Source organism: Verrucosispora sp. WMMC514, from assembly GCF_027497295.1.
GTDB classification, from domain to species: Bacteria; Actinomycetota; Actinomycetes; order Mycobacteriales; family Micromonosporaceae; genus Micromonospora; species Micromonospora palythoicola.
The window spans coordinates 2,006,713-2,023,693 of sequence record NZ_CP114906.1 but is presented as its reverse complement, the minus strand read 5'-3'; the positions used below and the strand labels follow the sequence as shown (position 1 = coordinate 2,023,693).

General features: G+C 71.9%; 16 protein-coding genes and 1 tRNA gene. 9 read left to right on the top strand and 8 right to left on the bottom strand.

Going from position 1 to position 16,981, the window contains the following annotated elements; genetic code table 11:
• Positions 1 to 114: 114 nt before the first annotated feature.
• Positions 115 to 191 (bottom strand) — tRNA-Pro (locus O7597_RS09255).
• A gap of 65 nt (positions 192 to 256) precedes the next feature.
• Complete coding sequence (locus O7597_RS09250; protein WP_281582459.1) at positions 257 to 1,150, bottom strand: metallophosphoesterase; 894 nt, start codon at positions 1,148 to 1,150, stop codon at positions 257 to 259.
• 25 nt (positions 1,151 to 1,175) lie between these two features.
• On the opposite strand from O7597_RS09250, the gene O7597_RS09245 reads away from it, so the two are divergent.
• A complete protein-coding gene (locus tag O7597_RS09245) occupies positions 1,176 to 1,631 on the top strand; it encodes a GatB/YqeY domain-containing protein (RefSeq protein ID WP_269738604.1) in 456 nt (151 codons plus the stop codon).
• A 111-nt stretch (positions 1,632 to 1,742) separates the two neighbouring features.
• Here O7597_RS09245 and O7597_RS09240 read toward each other — a convergent pair whose 3' ends face one another.
• Positions 1,743 to 4,202, bottom strand: coding sequence for a transglycosylase domain-containing protein (locus tag O7597_RS09240; RefSeq protein ID WP_281582458.1), 2,460 nt, complete (start codon positions 4,200 to 4,202; stop codon positions 1,743 to 1,745).
• 402 nt (positions 4,203 to 4,604) lie between these two features.
• Between O7597_RS09240 and O7597_RS09235 the strand changes: the two genes are divergently transcribed.
• Positions 4,605 to 4,925, top strand: coding sequence for a WhiB family transcriptional regulator (locus tag O7597_RS09235; protein WP_269738602.1), 321 nt, complete (start codon positions 4,605 to 4,607; stop codon positions 4,923 to 4,925).
• 47 nt (positions 4,926 to 4,972) lie between these two features.
• Here O7597_RS09235 and O7597_RS09230 read toward each other — a convergent pair whose 3' ends face one another.
• From O7597_RS09230 to O7597_RS09220, 3 genes are read right to left on the bottom strand one after another with little or no spacing between them, the layout of a single operon-like run.
• Complete coding sequence (locus O7597_RS09230) at positions 4,973 to 6,124, bottom strand: ArsA-related P-loop ATPase (protein ID WP_269738601.1); 1,152 nt, start codon at positions 6,122 to 6,124, stop codon at positions 4,973 to 4,975.
• A 52-nt stretch (positions 6,125 to 6,176) separates the two neighbouring features.
• Positions 6,177 to 7,154 (bottom strand): ArsA-related P-loop ATPase, encoded by a 978-nt coding sequence (locus O7597_RS09225; RefSeq protein ID WP_269738600.1) that lies wholly within the window; start codon positions 7,152 to 7,154, stop codon positions 6,177 to 6,179.
• Between the two features lie 26 nt (positions 7,155 to 7,180).
• Entirely contained in the window at positions 7,181 to 7,777 is a 597-nt protein-coding gene (locus O7597_RS09220) for a hypothetical protein (RefSeq protein WP_281582457.1), read from the bottom strand.
• A gap of 326 nt (positions 7,778 to 8,103) precedes the next feature.
• Here O7597_RS09220 and O7597_RS09215 point away from each other — a divergent pair, with 326 nt between their 5' ends.
• From O7597_RS09215 to O7597_RS09185, 7 genes are all read left to right on the top strand, one after another.
• Entirely contained in the window at positions 8,104 to 8,598 is a 495-nt protein-coding gene (locus O7597_RS09215) for a hypothetical protein (RefSeq protein ID WP_269738598.1), read from the top strand.
• Between the two features lie 44 nt (positions 8,599 to 8,642).
• Positions 8,643 to 8,798: a DUF4177 domain-containing protein gene (locus tag O7597_RS09210; RefSeq protein WP_013736319.1), complete on the top strand. Its 156-nt coding sequence runs from the start codon at positions 8,643 to 8,645 to the stop codon at positions 8,796 to 8,798.
• Positions 8,799 to 8,803: 5 nt separating this feature from the next.
• Positions 8,804 to 9,265: a RidA family protein gene (locus O7597_RS09205; RefSeq protein WP_269738597.1), complete on the top strand. Its 462-nt coding sequence runs from the start codon at positions 8,804 to 8,806 to the stop codon at positions 9,263 to 9,265.
• A 112-nt stretch (positions 9,266 to 9,377) separates the two neighbouring features.
• Positions 9,378 to 10,205, top strand: a complete 828-nt coding sequence (locus O7597_RS09200; RefSeq protein ID WP_269738596.1) for an MBL fold metallo-hydrolase — start codon at positions 9,378 to 9,380, stop codon at positions 10,203 to 10,205.
• Positions 10,202 to 13,789, top strand: a complete 3,588-nt coding sequence (locus O7597_RS09195; RefSeq protein ID WP_281582456.1) for an adenylate/guanylate cyclase domain-containing protein — start codon at positions 10,202 to 10,204, stop codon at positions 13,787 to 13,789. Before O7597_RS09200 ends, O7597_RS09195 begins: the two co-directional genes overlap by 4 nt.
• Positions 13,790 to 14,017: 228 nt before the next feature.
• A complete protein-coding gene (locus tag O7597_RS09190; RefSeq protein WP_269738594.1) occupies positions 14,018 to 14,560 on the top strand; it encodes a hypothetical protein in 543 nt (180 codons plus the stop codon).
• Positions 14,561 to 14,591: 31 nt separating this feature from the next.
• On the top strand, positions 14,592 to 16,067 hold the full coding sequence (locus O7597_RS09185) for a serine/threonine-protein kinase (protein WP_269738593.1): 1,476 nt from the start codon (positions 14,592 to 14,594) through the stop codon (positions 16,065 to 16,067).
• A 23-nt stretch (positions 16,068 to 16,090) separates the two neighbouring features.
• Here O7597_RS09185 and O7597_RS09180 read toward each other — a convergent pair whose 3' ends face one another.
• Both O7597_RS09180 and O7597_RS09175 read right to left on the bottom strand, forming a co-directional pair.
• Positions 16,091 to 16,426, bottom strand: a complete 336-nt coding sequence (locus O7597_RS09180; RefSeq protein WP_269738592.1) for a hypothetical protein — start codon at positions 16,424 to 16,426, stop codon at positions 16,091 to 16,093.
• A 163-nt stretch (positions 16,427 to 16,589) separates the two neighbouring features.
• Positions 16,590 to 16,943, bottom strand: coding sequence for a helix-turn-helix domain-containing protein (locus O7597_RS09175; RefSeq protein ID WP_281582455.1), 354 nt, complete (start codon positions 16,941 to 16,943; stop codon positions 16,590 to 16,592).
• Positions 16,944 to 16,981: the final 38 nt, after the last annotated feature.

Below are 16,981 nucleotides of genomic sequence, written 5' to 3'. Positions count from 1 at the left end.
CCATGGGCCAAACCTGACCTCGGAAACTCGCCGTGCTCGATGCGTAGGCCGGGCGATGGCGTTGTCCCGCCACAGAAAGAGGGGCACATCCAGTGGCTGGATGTGCCCCTCACCTGGTCGGGGTGGCCGGATTCGAACCGACGACCTCTTCGTCCCGAACGAAGCGCGCTACCAAGCTGCGCCACACCCCGAGGCGTGCCGACAAATAGTAGCCCACCCGTCCCGGGGCTCAAACTCGGTACCCCGGTGCGGACGGTCAGCGCGGGATCAGCGTGAGCAGGCTGGCCTCCGGCGGGCAGGCGAACCGGACGGGGGCGGTCGGGTGGGTGCCGAGCCCGGCGGAGACGTGCAGCCAGGAGTCCGACCCAGGCCAGCGGTGCAGGCCCTTCGCCATCGACCGGGGCAGCCCGCAGTTGGTCACCAACGCTCCCACTCCCGGTACGCACACCTGGCCACCGTGGGTGTGCCCGGCGAGCAGCAGCCCGAAGCCGTCGGCGGCCATCTCGTCGAGCAGCGCCGGTTCGGGAGAGTGGGTGAGCGCGATGGACAGGTCGGCGGCGGGGGAGATCGGCCCGGCGACTGAGGCGTAGTCGTCCCGCTCGACGTGCGGGTCGTCCACGCCGGCGATGTCGATCGCCCGGCCACCGGCCTTGACCGTGGTACGCCGGTTGTTCAGGTCTACCCAACCGGCCCCGGTGAGCACGTCACGCAGCTCCTCGGCGGGCAGCTCGACCCCCTCGGTGTACTCCCGCTCGGGCAGGAAGTAGCTGAACGGGTTCTTCCAGACCGGCCCGGTGTAGTCGTTCGAGCCGAACACGAACGCACCTGGGTAGTCGAGCAGGGGTTGCAGGGCCCGCAGCACGCCCGGCACCGCGCCCGGGTGCGCCATGTTGTCCCCGGTCACCACCACCAGGTCGGGGTCGAGAGCGGCCAGTGAGGCGACCCACTGCTGCTTGCGTACCTGGTTGGGGGTCATGTGCAGGTCCGACAGGTGCAGCACGCGCAGCGGCTCGGTGCCGGTCGGCAGCACCGGCACGTCGAAGCGGCGGAGGGTGAACATGTTGCGCTCGACGAGGGAGGCGTACGCCAGGGCGGCGGCACCCGTCGCGACGGTTGCGGTCGCGAGCCGGAATAGTGTGCGCTTTCGCATGCCGATCAGGGTAGTTTGACCGTCCATGAGCACGCTGAAGGACCGCCTCACCGCCGACATGCGCACCGCCCTCAAGGCCCGCGACGAGCTGACCACCTCCACCCTGCGGATGGCCCTGGCCGCCGTGGGTACCGCCGAGGTCTCCGGCAAGGCCAAGCGGGAACTCAGCGACGACGAGGTGGTGGCCGTGCTGACCAAGGAGGCCAAGAAGCGCCGCGAGGCCGCCACCGCCTTCGCCGACGCGGGCCGCGCCGAGCAGGCCGCCAGGGAGAGCGCCGAGGGTGAGGTGTTGGACCGTTACCTGCCGAAGCAGCTCTCCGACGCCGAGTTGACCGCGCTTGTCACGCAGGCGCTGGCGGCGGGCGGCTTCACCGGCAAGGCCCAGATGGGCCCGGCGATGAAGGCGGCCCAGGCCGCGGTGGCCGGCCAGGCCGAGGGCGGTCGGGTGGCCGCCGAGGTACGCCGCCAACTGGGCCTCTGAGTCCTCCCAGCCGGTCATCCGAGCCACCCTCCTGACGGCGGCACGGGACACCCACACGAACGGGCGGGCACCCATCGAGGGGTGCCCGCCCGTTCGAGCGTTGCCGGCCGGTCAGCCGCCGGGTCGGTCCGGTGGACGACCGGGGTTGCTGGGCGGGCCGGAGGGCGAGCCGTTGCCCGGGCGGTTGTTACCACCGCCGCTGTCGTTGTCGGCCTTACCGGCGCTGACCACGATGGTCACGATGCCGCCCTTGATGGTGCGACCGCTGGGACTGGTGCCGGCGGCGGTACCGGCGGGGCAGTCGGAGGTGACCCGGCTGCTGGAGACGATCGGCTCGAAGCCGGCACCGGAGAGGCGGGACTTGGCCCTTTCCAGGTCCAGGCATCCGACGCCGGGGATGGTGCGCTGGTCACCCAGGGAGATCTTCTTACCGGGCGGTTCGAAGTTGATCCCCTTCTTGCCCTTCATGGCGGCCTTCAACGTCTTCCAGACCGGCGGGTTGATGCCGTCGTCGGTCTTGTGCTTCATCCTGACGTTCGTCTGCGGCCAATCCGGGTCGGCCAGGATGCCGGCCACCGCGTACTGCTTGGTCATCGCGACAAGCGAGGCGGTCTTCTCGGAGTCGGTGGTGCCGGACTTGCCGGCCACCGGCTTGTCGACGTTCCACTTCACCTCGGCGGCGGTGCGGCTGCCGCCGCACTTGCTGGTGGAGGAGTTGTCCCCGACCGGGCAGCGGGCCGCGTCCACCGCGGCGCGGGCCACCTCGGTGCTGAACCGCTTCTCGCAACGCGGGTTGGCCACGTCCAGCTTGTTGCCGTCCAGGTCCCGGATCTCCTGCACCGGGATCGGCTCGCAGTACTTGCCGTCAGCGGCCAGGGTGGCGTACGAGTTGGCCAGCTCCAACGGGGTGACCTGCGAGACGCCCAGGGTGAACGCGCCCCACTGGTGCGCGGCCTCCTTGGTGTTGGCGAACTCCGCGTCCTTGCTCTGGCGGAACTGAATGCCGAGGCGCTTGGCCACGTCCACCACGTTCTCCGCGCCGACCTGCTGCTGCAACGGCACGAAGTAGGTGTTGATGGAGGCGGAGAAGGCGCTCCACATGTTCTGCACGCCACCGGCCTTCTTGCCGGAGTTGGTCGGGCAGTAGAGGTTGGTGCCCGGACAGGCGGCGGGGCTGCTGCTGTCGATGATGTATTCGGACTTGAACTGCTGCGGCGCGTTGAAGGTGTAGCTGAGCGGGATGCCCTTCTCCAGCGCGGCCACGATCGTGTACATCTTGAAAACCGAGCCGGCCTGGTAGCCGGTGATGCCGTCGCCACCGGTCAACAGCGGGTTGACCGTGTTCGGGTAATTGCCCCGCTTGCCCTTCTCCCGCTGCTTCGGGTCGCTGTGCGGCTTGTTCTTGGGCTTGTCGGGGTTGTCGAGCTTGAAGTTCCGGTTCACCGACAGCGCCCGGACCCGACCGGTGCCGGGCTCGACCACCGCCACCATCACGGCTTCCTTGGCGTTCACCGACTTGGCGTCGCGGACCGCGTCGTCGGCGCCATTCTGGGCCTGCTTGTCCAGGGTCGTGACGATGGTGTAGCCGCCGCTCTTGAGCCGCCGCTCCCGGTCGTACGAGGTCGCCCCGAACGTCTCCTGCGACATCCACCAGCGGTAGAAGTAGTCGCAGAAGAAGCCCCAGGCGTTCTTGTTGGTGGCGACGCAGCCGTTCGGCGCCCGCTTGCCCTTGACCACCAGCTTGACGGCCTTGGCCTCGTCGGCCTGCTGCTGGGTGATCGCGCCGGTCTTGACCATGTTGTCGATCACGTAGTTGCGCCGGTCGACCGCGTGCGGGTAGCCGTCCTTGGTGGTCGGATCGAACGAGGTGGGGGCCTTCACCAGGCCGGCCAGCATGGCCGCCTCTTCGATCTTCAGGTCCTTCGGCGGCTTGTTGAAGTAGACCTGGCTGGCGGCGTAGACACCGTACGCGCCGTTGCCGAAGGCGGCGAGGTTGAGGTAGCGCTCCAGGATCTCGTCCTTCGACATCTCCTTGTCGAGCTGGAGCGCGTACCGCATCTCGCGCAGCTTGCGCGCGCTGGTGTCCTCGGTCGCGGCGATCACGTCGGCCGGGTGCGTGGCCGAGTACGCGATGCCCATCCGGACGTACTGCATGGTCAACGTCGAGGCGCCCTGACGGTCGGCGCCGGCCTGGCTGTTGTTGACGAAGGCCCGGGCCACGCCGTTGAGGTCGACCCCGTTGTGCTTGTAGAAGTCGTGGTCCTCGGCGGCGATGATCGCGTTGCGCATGTTCTCCGAGATGTCGGCGAGCTTCACGTCGCGCCGGTTCTCGTCGTACATCGTGGCCAGCGGCGTCTTGCCGTCGGAGGCGAGCAGATAGCTGATCTGCGGTGCGCGGGCCACGGTGAGTTCCTTCGGCAGCGCGCCGAAGGTCTCCGCGCCGGCCTTCGCGGCCAGGCCTGACATCGCCACCGCGGGGAAGGCCGCAGCGGCGACCACCACACCGGCCAACAGCCCACAGATGAGCAGCGATGCGGCGTTGGTCAGGACGTTGTGGTCACGTTTCCGCATCCAGGTCACCTCGACAGGGTACGCGAACAGGTAACGAGGGGCGCCGGGGCGTCTTTTCCCCATTTCCTGCGCGCGCCGTCCTCGTTGTGCTAGACGCGTGGCACCGGGTGTCCGGTTGCGTGGATTCGAGCCGAGTTTCCTCCGTACGGAGGCGACTCGCAGCGTTTTCGCCGACCTCGGTGGGGTAAGCGGCGGTCCCAGGCCCGAGAGGTCGGGGTTGTCCGGAATGATGGATTTCGCCGACAACGTTGCGTAATCGTGCGACTACAGAGCATGATGTAGGCGGCGACAGTGCCACATGTCGTCTGTGCCGCCTTGGGGTAAGGCGTGCCGGACGACCCGGGGGGATTGCCGGCTGGCCCGCGACGGCGTCGGTAGTACAGCAAGGGGGGACGTGTACAGATGGGCATGATCACTGACTGGCCGTCGTTGGCGGCGTGTCAGAACGGGGACCCGGACGCGTTGTTCGTACAGGGCGCCGAACAGAACGTGGCCAAGCGGATCTGCCGGAGCTGCCCAGTCCGGTACGAGTGCCTGGCCGACGCGCTGGACAACCGGATCGAGTTCGGCGTGTGGGGCGGCATGACCGAACGGGAACGCCGCGCGCTGTTGCGTCGCCATCCCCAGGTCACCAGCTGGCGCAAGATGTTCGAGGCGGCGATGAAGAAGAACGCCAAGGACAAGACCGGCAAGGACAAGATCCTGGCCGCGGCCGGCAACTGACCGACCGGCACCGTCGGCTCGTGGCTTCCCGCCGGACCGACAGCGGGTCAGTGGTGGCCGATCGCCGCCGCGATCGTCCGTAGCCCGTCGACGTCGTGCACGTCGGCGGGCTGCGCCGTCACCGACACGGTCGGCACCTCCGGGAACTCGTCGGTGAACCGCGCCGCCACCTGCTGCTCACGCACCGCCTGTTCGACCAGGACGGCATGGGCCCGCAACACCTCGACGGTGCCCTCGTGCCCACCGGCCGTGGCCAGCCGGTCGGCGGCGGCGCGGCTCTCCGCCGCGCCCAGCTCGGCCACCGTCGGCTGGTGCACCCGGTTGAGCACCAGGCCGGCGAGCGGCATCCGCTCCGCGCGCAACCGACCGGCGAAGTAGGCGGCCTCCCGGACCGCGTCCGGCTCCGGCGCCGCGACCAGCAGGAAGGCCGTCTCCCGCGCCTGCAGGATGCGGTACGTCTGTTCGGCGCGCTGCCGGAACCCACCGAACATCGAGTCGAGCGCGGCGACGAAGCCGGACAGGTCGGTCAGCAGCTGGGTGCCGATCACCTTCTGCACCACTCGGGAGAACATCCCGAAGGAGGCGGTGACCAGGCTGAACATGCTGCGACCACCGGTTCGGGCCGGCGCGAGCAGCAGCCGTAGCATCCGTCCGTCGAGGAACCGCGACAGCCGGGCCGGTGCGTCGAGGAAGTCCAGCGCCGAGCGCGACGGGGGAGTGTCCACCACGATCAGGTCCCACTCGCCCCGGGCGTGCAGCTGGCCGAGCTTCTCCATCGCCATGTATTCCTGGGTGCCGGCGAAGGTGGAGCTCATGGCCTGGTAGAACGGGTTGGCGAAGATCTCCGCCGCCTTCGCCGGATCGGTGTGCGCCAGCACCACGTCGTCGAAGGTGCGCTTCATGTCCAGCATCATGGCGTGCAGTTCGCCGCCGCTGTCCTCGACGTCGATCCCCTTGACCTGCCGCGGGGTGTTGTCCAGCTCGGTCAGGCCGAGGGACTGGGCCAGGCGTCGCGCCGGGTCGATGGTGAGCACCACCGTGCGGCGGCCGTGCAGCTCGGCGGCGCGCAGCGCCAGCGCGGCGGCCGTGGTCGTCTTGCCCACCCCGCCCGCGCCGCAGCACACCACGATCCGGACTCCCGGGTCAGCCAGGATCCGGTCGACGTCCAGCGGCGGCGCGGCGTTGTCGGAAGACACCAATCGAGCGTATCGGGCTGACCGGCTCCGCGCGCCAGGCCGAGGGAGGTGTGAGTCAATCACCGGGCACGAGCGCGGCGGCGAGCACCTCCAGGCCGGCCCGGTCCACCCCGTCGGGCAGCAGCGGCAACTCGACCAGGGGCGGGCCCAACTCCACCAGGTCGGTGCGCAGCGAATCCTCCAGTTCCCGGCGGATCATGAGGTCCCGCGCCTCGTCGTGCAGGCCGGTGACGATCCGCTCGCCGGCCGGCAGTCCCGCCGCGCGCAGGCCCTGTGCCAATTCCGCCTCGGTGACCACCTGCGCGGTCGGCAGCGGTGCCCGGGTCCCGTTGACGATCACCCGCCCTACGGGGAAACCGAGCGAGGTCAGTTCGGCGATCGCGTCGACCGTCTCCTGTACCGGCATCTCCTCGAGCAGGGTCACCACGTGCACGGCGGTCATCGGTGAGCGCAGCAGCGCGGACACTCCCTCGCTCTGCGTCTTGATCGGTCCCACCTTGGCCAGCCGGGCGGTTTCGGCGGTGACGTTCAGGAAACGCCCGATCCGGCCGGTGGGTGGCGCGTCCAGCACCACCGCGTCGTACACCCGCCGTTTGTCGACGGTGCGGGTGGTGGCCTCCTTGACCTTGCCGGTGAGCAGCACGTCGCGCAGACCCGGCGCGATGGTGGTGGCGAAGTCGATCGCCCCGAACTTGCGCAGCGCCCGGCCGGCCGCGCCGAGCTTGTAGAACATGTCGAGATATTCGAGCAGCGCCTCCTCGGCGTCGACCGCGAGCGCCGACACCTCGCCACCGCCGGTGGCGTCGGCCAGGTGCCGTTCGGCGTACGGCAGCGGTTCGGTGCCGAAGAGCTGGGCGATGCCCTGCCGCCCCTCCACCTCCACCAGCAGGGTGCGCCGACCACCGGTGGCCAACCCCAGGGCGAGCGCGGCGGCCACGCTGGTCTTGCCCGTGCCGCCCTTGCCGGTCACCACGTGCAGGCGGGCGGGCCAGTCGATGCCGGCCCGGTCGTTCGGTCGCTGCGCTGCTCCCACCCGTCGAGCCTATCCATCCGGCGTGCTCAGGCGACCTCGCAGACCCACCAGCCGGTCTTACGGAGCACCGTGAAGCGCAGGTCCTGGTCGGCGATCTTCTCGTCGGCGGTGGTCACGGTCACCGTGGTGGTGACGGTTGCCCGGTCGCCGGTCTCGTTGTCCACCGTCGGGGTGTCCCAGCGGAACTGCGGGTTCTGGTAGGTCGCCACGTACTGCTCGACCTCGGCCACCTTCGCCCGGATCTTGTCCCGGTCGCGCGCGGCGGTGCAGACCAGATCCGCCGCCTTGGCGGCGTCCCGGTCCTGATAGACGGCGGTCAGGAAATCGTCGACGGCGACCGACGGATCCGGTGCCCCCTCGCCGGACTCGGTGTTGCGCAGGGTGAGGAAGGCGGCCACGCCGCCGCCGGCGCAGAGCAGCAGCACCACCACCAGGGTGAGCGAGGCCAGCAGTGGGCCCCGCTTGCGTGGCGGTCCGGCCGGCGCGTGCTGCGGCCGGTACCCGCCCTCCGGCGGCCCGGGCGGCGCATCGTGGCCGGTGGCCGGCGGCGGGGACTCGGCCGGTGAACCGGCCGGCGGGAGGTCGGTGGGGCCGGTCGGGCCGCCGGCGGGTGGCTGGGTCATCGGTCCCCCCGGGTGCGGCGCAGCACCGCGTACCGGCGGTGTGCGTGGGATCGGGTGGCCGGGCCGGGCGCCCGTCCAGACGGGAAGGGTAGCGGTCCGCGGTGCCGCTGCGGGGAGCCCGGTGTGTCCGGTACCCGGATCGCGATCAACTTTCCGCTGGTCGGGTGTCGCAAATGTGACCGAAGGCGACCGGGCGCGCGCGTCCTGTTGATGGGACCGGGGTGGCAGTCCTACGGTCGCTCCGGCACGCCCCGGTCCGGGCCGGGCGAATTAGTTCCGGACCGGTGAGCGGCACCGTGACCAGGTACGACGCCCGGAGGCAGTGCATGCGCGACACGGACAACACCCCCCGAGCCCAGTTCCCCGCCGGGCCGCGCCGGGGCAGCCGGACCGCTGGCGGAGACCTCTCCGGCCGGCTGCCGGTCAACGAGCGGTCGTACCGCCGCCCCGTCGACCCGGTCGCCAGTGCCGAGCCGGCCGGCGGTCGGGAGGAGGACGGTCCCGGTTACGTCATCCATCTGCCCATCCGGGTGACCGACCTGGCCGCCGCCACCGCCTTGGCCGGCCGGTTGGCCACGTCGCTGAACTTCCTGCTCGAACTCGACGCCGGGGAGACCGAGGTGTCGACCGCCGACGACCAGAACAACCGGCACCGGGTCTTCTGCGACCTGTTGCTGCCGGATCGCACCCGCTGCCCCCAGCCGTACGACCATGCCGGACCCTGCGGCGAACTGCCGACAGCGCCCGAGCAACGGACCGCCCCCGAGCAGTGGCCCGACGCCGAGCAGCGTCCCGCGCCCCGACCGGCCGGTGGACCGTAGGCTGTGTCCCGAAGTGTCCGTGCCACCGAGGGAGCCCTCCACCGATGCAGAAGTGGGAATACGCCACCGTTCCGTTGCTGGTCCACGCGACCAAGCAGATCCTCGACAACTGGGGTGAGGACGGCTGGGAACTCGTCTCCGTCGTCCCCGGGCCGAACCCGGAGCAACTGGTCGCCTACCTGAAGCGCCCGAAGGCATGAGTGTCGTGGCCAACGGACCCCACGCCAGGCTGGCGGAGCTCGGACTGGAGCTGCCGGAGGTGGTGCCGCCGGTGGCGAGCTACCTGCCGGCGGTGCAGTCCGGGCAGCACGTGTACGTCTCCGGGCAACTGCCGATGGTCGAGGGCAAGCTCCTGGCCACCGGCAAGGTGGGTGCCGGCGTCTCCGCCGAGCAGGCCAAGCAGTTGGCCCAGCGCTGCGCCCTCAACGCGCTCGCCGCGATCGACTCGCTCGTCGGTCTGGAGAACGTGGTGAAGGTCGTGAAGCTGACCGGCTTCGTCGCCAGCGCCTCCGGCTTCACCGCTCAGCCCGGTGTCATCAACGGCGCCTCCGACCTGTTCGGCACCGTCTTCGGTGAGGCGGGCCGGCACGCCCGGTCGGCCGTCGGCGTCGCGGAACTCCCCCTGGACGCCCCGGTGGAGGTCGAGGTCATCGTCGAGGTCTCCTGACCCTCCGCGATCTTGCAGTTTCCGTCCGGACGAAGACCCCTAACGAGGACGAATCGGGGACCGGAACTGCAAGATCGCGGAGGTGTGCCCGCGGAGTCGTACGATCGCAGCCATGGGAGGGCATGTGACGGGGGCGGTGACCGCCCTCGCCAGCGAACTGCCGGACTGGGTGACACTGCTGCGGGCACCGAATCCGGGGCCGATGACGCTCGACGGCACCAACACCTGGGTGCTGCGGGCCCGGCCCGGCGAACCGGCCGTGGTGGTCGACCCGGGGCCGGCGGACGAGGCGCACCTCGCGGCGATCGTCGCGCAGGGGCCGGTCGGGCTGGTGTTGATCACCCATGGCCATCCGGACCACACCGAAGGATCGGCGCGCCTGCACGCCCTGCTCGACGGAGCCGACGTCCTGGCCGCCGATCCGGCGCACACCATCGGCGGTGCGCCGCTGACCGGCCCGGGACAGGCCCTGGCTGGCTTCGGCCTGGACATCCGCCTGCTCGCCACCCCCGGGCACACCGCCGACTCGGTCTGCTTCCTGGCCGAGCGGGACGGGCAGCGACTGATCCTCACCGGTGACACGATCCTCGGCCGAGGCACCACCGTCGTGGCGCACCCCGACGGGCACCTCGGCGACTACCTGACCAGTCTGGAGCTGCTCTCGACGTACCGGGGGATGCCGGCGTTGCCCGGGCACGGGCCGGCGCTGGCCGACTGCGGTGCCGCCGCCGACTTCTACCTCGCCCACCGCCGTGCCCGCCTCGACCAGGTCCGGGCGGCGCTGGACACCGGCGCGCGGACCGCGGCCGAGGTGGTCGCCATGGTCTACGCCGACGTGGACCGGTCGCTGTGGTGGGCGGCGGAATGGTCGGTACGCGCCCAACTCGAATACCTCGGCCGGGAATCCGACGGCGGCGACGCGAGGTTGGATCCAGCGTGACCTGCCCGGTGTGCGGAACCGTCGCCGTGCCCGGCGCCCGGTTCTGCCACAACTGCGGCGCCGCGCTGCCGGCCGCCGCCACCCTGCCGGCCGCCGAGCGCCGCGTGGTGACCGTGCTCTTCGGCGACCTGTCCGATTTCACCTCCTGGTCGGAGGATCTCGACCCGGAACGCGTCGGCGCGGTCACCGACCGGGTGCTGGCCGCGCTGGCCGGGGCGGTCAAGACCTTCGGCGGGCACGTCGACAAGCTGACCGGTGACGGGATCATGGCGGTTTTCGGCGCTCCGGTGGCGCACGAGGACGACGCCGAGCGGGCCGTCCGGGCCGCCCTGTCCATGCAGCGGGCGGTGCGCCGGGTGCTCGACGACGAGCGGGGCGGCGGGGCGCCGCTGGGACTGCGGGTCGGACTCAACACGGGCGACGTGATCGCCGGCATCCAGGCCGCCATCGAGTACACCGTCATCGGCGACACGGTGAACACCGCCGCCCGGCTGGCCGACGCCGCCGCCGTAGGCGCGGTCTACGCCGGTGGCCGTACCGCCGCGGCGACCCGGCACGTCGCGAGTTGGCGGGCGCTGCGGCCGCTGCGGCTCAAGGGCAAGCGCGAGCCGGTCGAGGCGTACGAGCTGCTCGGCCTGCTGGACGCGCCCGGTACCCGCTCCGGTCTCGGCGACGAGGCGCCGTTCGTGGGCCGGGAGACCGAGATCGGCCGGGTGGCCGGCCGGCTCGCCGAGGTGATCGACCGTACCGAGCCCCGGGTGTTGCTGATGACGGCCGAGGCGGGCATCGGCAAGTCCCGGTTCGCCGCCGAGGTGGAGCGCCTCGCCGCCGGCTACGACGTCGGCGCCGGCCGGTACGCCGCGCACACCGGCGCCCGGGTCCTCTCGGTGCGCTGTGCGGCGTTCGGCGAGCGTCGAAGGCTGGCACCCCTCGCCGACCTGGTACGCGCCGCGACCGGGTTGCCCAACGACGCCGCGACCGCGGTCACCCGGGCGGCCGTGGAGGAACGGCTGCGTCGGCTCGGACAACGGCTCAGCCGTACCCGGACCGAGCCGGCCCCGATCGCCACCGACCAACTGCTGGCCCTGCTCGGATACGCGGAACTGCCCGCCGGTGGACCCACCGACCAGGGTGAGTGGAGCAGCGCTCAGCCGCCGGCCGACGTCGACGCGGTGCCCAACGCGGTGGCGGACCTGCTCAGCGCGCTCGCCGAGGAGGCGCCGCTGGTGGTGATCGTGGACGACCTGCACGACGCCACCGCGGAGACCATCGGCGCGTTGGAGATCACGTTGTCCCGGCTCGCCGGGCCGGTGCTGGTGCTGCTGCTCGGCCGACCCGAACTGGTCCGTACCGCCGGTACGCTGGCCCGGGTCTCCGATGCCGAGGTGCAGCCCCTGCCGCCGCTGCGCGGTGCCGACGCGGCCCGGCTGCTGACCAGTTACCTCGGTGGCGGACGGTTGCCGCAGGCCGACGCCGACCGGCTGCTCGCCACCGCCCAGGGAAATCCCTTCTACCTGGCGGAACTGGTCACCCTGCTGATGGAGCGCGGCGCGCTCACCGCCGGGGCGCGCAACACCTGGCGGCTGGCGCCCGGCTCGCTGGGTAGTCGCCTGCTCTCCCGGGATCTCGCGGCGGTGCTCGCCGCCCGGATCGACGCCCTGCCCGCCGAGGCCCGCTCGGTGCTACGGGACGCCGCGGTGGTCGGCGACGCCGTGCCCGACGGTGCGCTGGAGGCGCTGCGGGAGCAGCGCACCGGTCGGGACGGCCGCCCGGCCGCCGTCGCCGCCGTCGAGTTGGAACGGGCCGTCGAGGAACTGCTGCAACGGCGGATGCTGCACCGCACCCGCAGTGGGTACGCCTTCGCCACCCCACTGATGCGGGAGGCCGCGTACTCCGGGATCAGCAAGGCGGAGCTGGCCGAACGGCACGCCGCGCTCGCGCGCTGGGCGGCTCCGGCGACCGACACCGCCGGCCCGGGCGGCACCGGGGCCGGACCTGGCGGTTTTCCGGAGGGGGCGCGGGACGACTTCGTGGCCGAGCACGTCGAGCGGGCCACCGCGCTCGCCGACGCGGTCACGCTACGTCCGGACGCCCCGGCCCGGGCGGTCGCGCCGCTCGGCGTGGCGGCGCTGGGCCGGGCCACCCGGCGGGCGTTGCACGCGGGGGAGCCGGCACTGGCCGTCGAGTACGCCGAACGCGCCGCCGAGCTGGCTCGCGACGGAATACCCGCGGTCGACCGGGTGGCGCACGCCCGGGCGCTGCTGCAGGTCGGTCGGGCGGCCGACGCCCTGGCCTCCGCCGAGAAGATCGCCGCGAACGCGGGAGATCCGGCGACGCGGGCCAGCGCCCTGCTCCTCGCCGGGCAGGCCCAGCAGGTGATGGGCGACCTACGGCGGGCCGAGTCCTGTTGGCGGGAGGCGCTTCAGGTGGCCGGCGACGCCGGCCTGCCCACCCTGCGCGCCTCGGCGATGCGCCGGCTGGGCATGACCGACTTCCTGGTGGGCCGGCTGGGCCAGGCCAGCAGCCGACTGGCGGCGGCGTACCAGGTGAGTCTGGCCGCGGGTGACCGTCGAGGACAGGCGTGGTCGTTGCAGAACCTGGCCTGGGTGACCACCACCCGTGGCGACTTCGCCGGCACGGATGCGGTGCTCGGCCGGGCCGCCCGGCTCTTCGCGGAGTTGAAGGACCCGTACGGACGGGCGTGGCTGCGTGGCACCACCGCCTTCGCCCGGCTGCTCGCCGGTCGGCTGCGGGAGGCGCGCCGGCTGGCCCGGGTCTTCCTGCCGTTCGGTGAACGGGTCGGCGAGGCGTGGGCGGTGGGCACCCTGCGGGCGGTCGACGCGTACGCCAACGCCGAGCTGGGGGAGCTGGTCGACGCCGACCGGGAGGCCCGGCGGGCGTACCGGGACTTCGCCGCCGCGTCGGACGACTGGGGTCAGGGCTTCGCGCTCGTCGTCCGGGGGGTGGTCGCCCGCGGGCTGGGCGAGCCGGAGCACGCCGCGGACCTGCTCACCGACGCGCTCGCGTACGGCCATCGGACGGCGCATCCGCTGCTGACCGGAATGGCCGGCACGCTGCGTGGCTTCGTCTCGCTGGAGATGGGTGACGTGGCCGCCGCCGAGCGGGACGCCCGCGCGGTGCTCACCACAGTGGAACCGCACAATCCGCAGGCACCGGCACAGGTCGCGCCCCGGGTGCTGCTGGCCACCGCCCGGTTGGCTGCCGGCGACTCCGCCACCGCGGTCGGCCTGCTCGCCCCGGTCGCGACGATGGCGGCCACCACTCCGTCCCTGCTCTTCTCCCGCCGGCAGTCGATGGCGCGTTACGCCTCGGCCCTGCTCGCCCACGGCCAGCGCGAGCAGGCGTTGGACTGGGCTCGTCGGGCGGTGCGGGTGCAGGCCGAGGACGTCCGCAGCCAGGTGATCGCGGCGAGCGTACTGGCCGAGGCACTTGCCGCGTGCGGGCGGCCGGCGGAGGCCAAGGCCAGCGCCGAGGACGCGCTCCGGCTGGCGTACGCCACCGAGCAGCGCAGTGAGCGGGCCGCCGCGGAGGCGCTGCTGAACCGGCTGCGTACGCCCGGCTGACCGGCTCGGCCGCGATGTCGACGGGTACCGCCGGGCGGCCGGCCGTTGTGTCCGCACTGTGGGCGCGGTGTCGAGGAACCGGGTCGGGCCCGGTCCGATTCGTCCGGTCGATCGGTGGCCGGTGCGGATCTGCCGGTTCCGGGGATGTGGCCGGCCGGGGCCGACGGCTAGCGTGGCGGGTGCACGCGACCGTCGATGTCGTCGGTCGGGTCGTCGAGGGGGGCGAAGATGAGGCTGCCGCGTTCGGTCGCCGGATGGACGATCGCGGTGTTCGGCGTGCTGGCGCTGGTGATGGGGGCGGTCGGCCTGCTCTGGCCGGAGGCGCTGCTGCGGATGCTCGGCTTCGAGATTCCACCGAGCCGCGCACCGGGCGACTACACGGGTGTCTTCGTGACCGCCTCCTCGATGGCGTCGTTCAACATGGGGGTCTACTACCTGCTCGCCACGGCCACCGAGTGGCGTGCCTTCTACCGCTTCACGGTGGTGTTCCGGCTGGTCACGTTCACGGTCTTCACCCTCGCGGTGCTGGCTGACATCGCGCCGGGGCGGTTCTTCGGGGTGGCGGCCTGGGAGGGCCTGGGTGCGTTGGCGACTGCCGGCGGCCTCTGGTGGGACGCACGCCGGTCCACCGCAACGGGTACGACCGGTGTCCGGCGGATCATCGGCCCGACGGGCGGGAGCGGATCGACTCCCGACGAAGCGGAGCGCGACGGCGACCGGCGCGGTGCCGGAACATCGGCTGTGGGGCCGGCCACCGATGCGGTTCAGTGAGCGGCCGGCAGAGTTCGGTATTTTCGAAGTTGTGACCGACACCCCGCCCGGCGCCCTGCCGACGCCCATCGTGCCTGGTCTGACTGATTTGCAGGTGTTTGCCCGAGGTGGCTACGCCACCGTCTACCGGGCGACGCAGATCTCGGTGGGTCGCGAGGTCGCCGTGAAGGTGGAGAACCGGACGCTGGCCAGCGACCGGGACCAGGCCCGCTTTCTGCGCGAGGCGCGAGCGGCCGGTCGGATGTCGTCCCACCCGCACGTGGTCGACCTGTTCGACGTCGGGGTCACCATCGACCAGCACCCATACCTGATCATGGAACTCTGCGACGGTTCGTACGCCGAGCGGATGCGCAACTCGCCGCTGGACGCCGTCGAGGCCCGCGATCTCGGCATCAAGATCGCGGATGCCATCGCCCACTCGCACGCCGCCGGCGTGCTGCACCGCGACGTCAAGCCGGCGAACATCCTCCACTCGCATTTCAACCCGGCGGTGCTTGCCGACTTCGGCCTCGCCGTGGTCGCCGAGATGCGGGACGCCTCCGTGGCGCTGGAGGTGCTCACGCCGGCGTACGCGCCGCCGGAGATGTTCAGCCACAGTCCACCGTCGCCGGCCGTCGACGTGTACGCGCTCTGCGCCACCCTCTACGCGGTCATGCACGGTCGGCCGCCGCGCTGGCAGAGCGAGCGCAACCCGAGCCTGGTCACCGTGCTGGAGATGTTCCACCAGCCGATCCCCGGCCTGCCCGGCGTCCCGAAGGCCCTGATCGACGTGCTGCGGGCCGGCATGGCCAACGATCCCGCGGACCGGCCGTCCGCGGCGGAGCTGCGCGACATGCTCACCAACCTCACATTGGACGGCTCAGGCACGGCGGACGGCGGGGCGGTCCCCCGGGTGGCGCCGATCGGCGGTGCTGCCGCCGGTGAATCCGCCCCCGGCCGCCCCGCCCCGCCGGCCGGGGGCGGACCCACCGAGCGCAGCCGACGCCGACGCTGGTTCCTGGGGGCTGCGGGGGTGGTCGCTCTCGCCGCCTCGGCCGGCGTCGGCGCCTGGGCGGCCGGTGGCGGGCCGTCGCCGCAGCCCAGCATCCCGGCCCGTCCGGCGGCAACCGGGATGCTCCGCCCAGGTTGCGCCACCCACCCCGAGGCGCTTCCCGCCGGTGCCCAGTGCGCGACGGAGTTGGAGTGTTTCGGGCCGGTGCAGGTGCGTGGCCAGCGGGCTGAGGCCAGCCGGATGCCCTGCGACGCCCGGCACACCTGGGAGAGCTACGCCCAGGGGCGGTTGCCGGCCGCGTTGGTCGACGCCGGCCACGACGAGATCGTCGCCGACCCCCGAGTGCGGCAGGTCTGCAACGAGAACACGTTCCGCCTGGTCAGTGGGCTGCGCCAGGCGGCTGGTTGGAATCTTGAGGTGCTGCCGCCAGCGGACGCGGACACTGATCTCACCTACCGGTGCCTGGCCGGGCGGGGCCTGAACGGGCTGGCTTCGCCCACGCTCACCAGCGGCTGACCGGTCCCTGAAACCGGGCAGGGTCAGCGTGCCCGCCGGTCGCGTCGATGCCGGTCCCGCATCGCGCGGACCGCCTCCCGATCGCCCAGCGTCTCCAGTGTGTCGGCATCGATGCCGGGCGGCTCGATCCCCGGTCCCACGGACGGCTGCCCGCGCTCGAGTCGAGCATCGGCGTCACGCTGGCGGGCGGCGGTGACGGCCACCCCCGCGACGGTGGCGAGCAGCACACAGAGCAGCGCGCCCGCCACCCCGACCAGATCCTGCCGACGCCCGACCACCAGCATCGCGAGCAGCCAGAACGCCGCCAGGGCCGCGACCACCGCCACGGTCCGTGCGTCGGATCCTGGGAACCGTCTCACCCGTCCAGAATGTCGGAGATTGCCGATCTGTCAACAGCAGCCAGCTTCACCACGCGGAACAGCTGACAAACAACAGCTTGCCGGATGGGCGGCGGGTTGCGACAGTGCCGGGCAAGTCGGAAATGCGCCTTTCCGCGCGGGCGGACACACACCACCGGCTCGGTCAGCCGGCACCGAGCCGTCGCGTGCCGGGCAGATGGGTGATGCCCCAGGTGGCGATGCTGTCCAGCACCGGCGCGAGGTCCCGGCCGCGTTCGGTCAGGTGGTACTCGTACCGCCGGGGACGCTCGCTGTAGAGGTGGCGTACGACGATTCCGCACTCCTCCAGCCGACGTAGTCGGTCCGCGAGCGTGTTGGTCGGCACCGCCTCGGCCGAGGCCGCCAGGTCGGCGAATCTGAGCTCGCCACGGAACAGCAGGTCACGCACGATGAGCAGGGACCATCGGTCGCCGACGAGGTCCAGCGTGCCGGCGATCGCGCAGTCCGAGCGGGACGCCGGGTTCCGGGTCGATGACATTCGCACCTCCGAGTCGCTTGCGATTTACAAGTTACCTC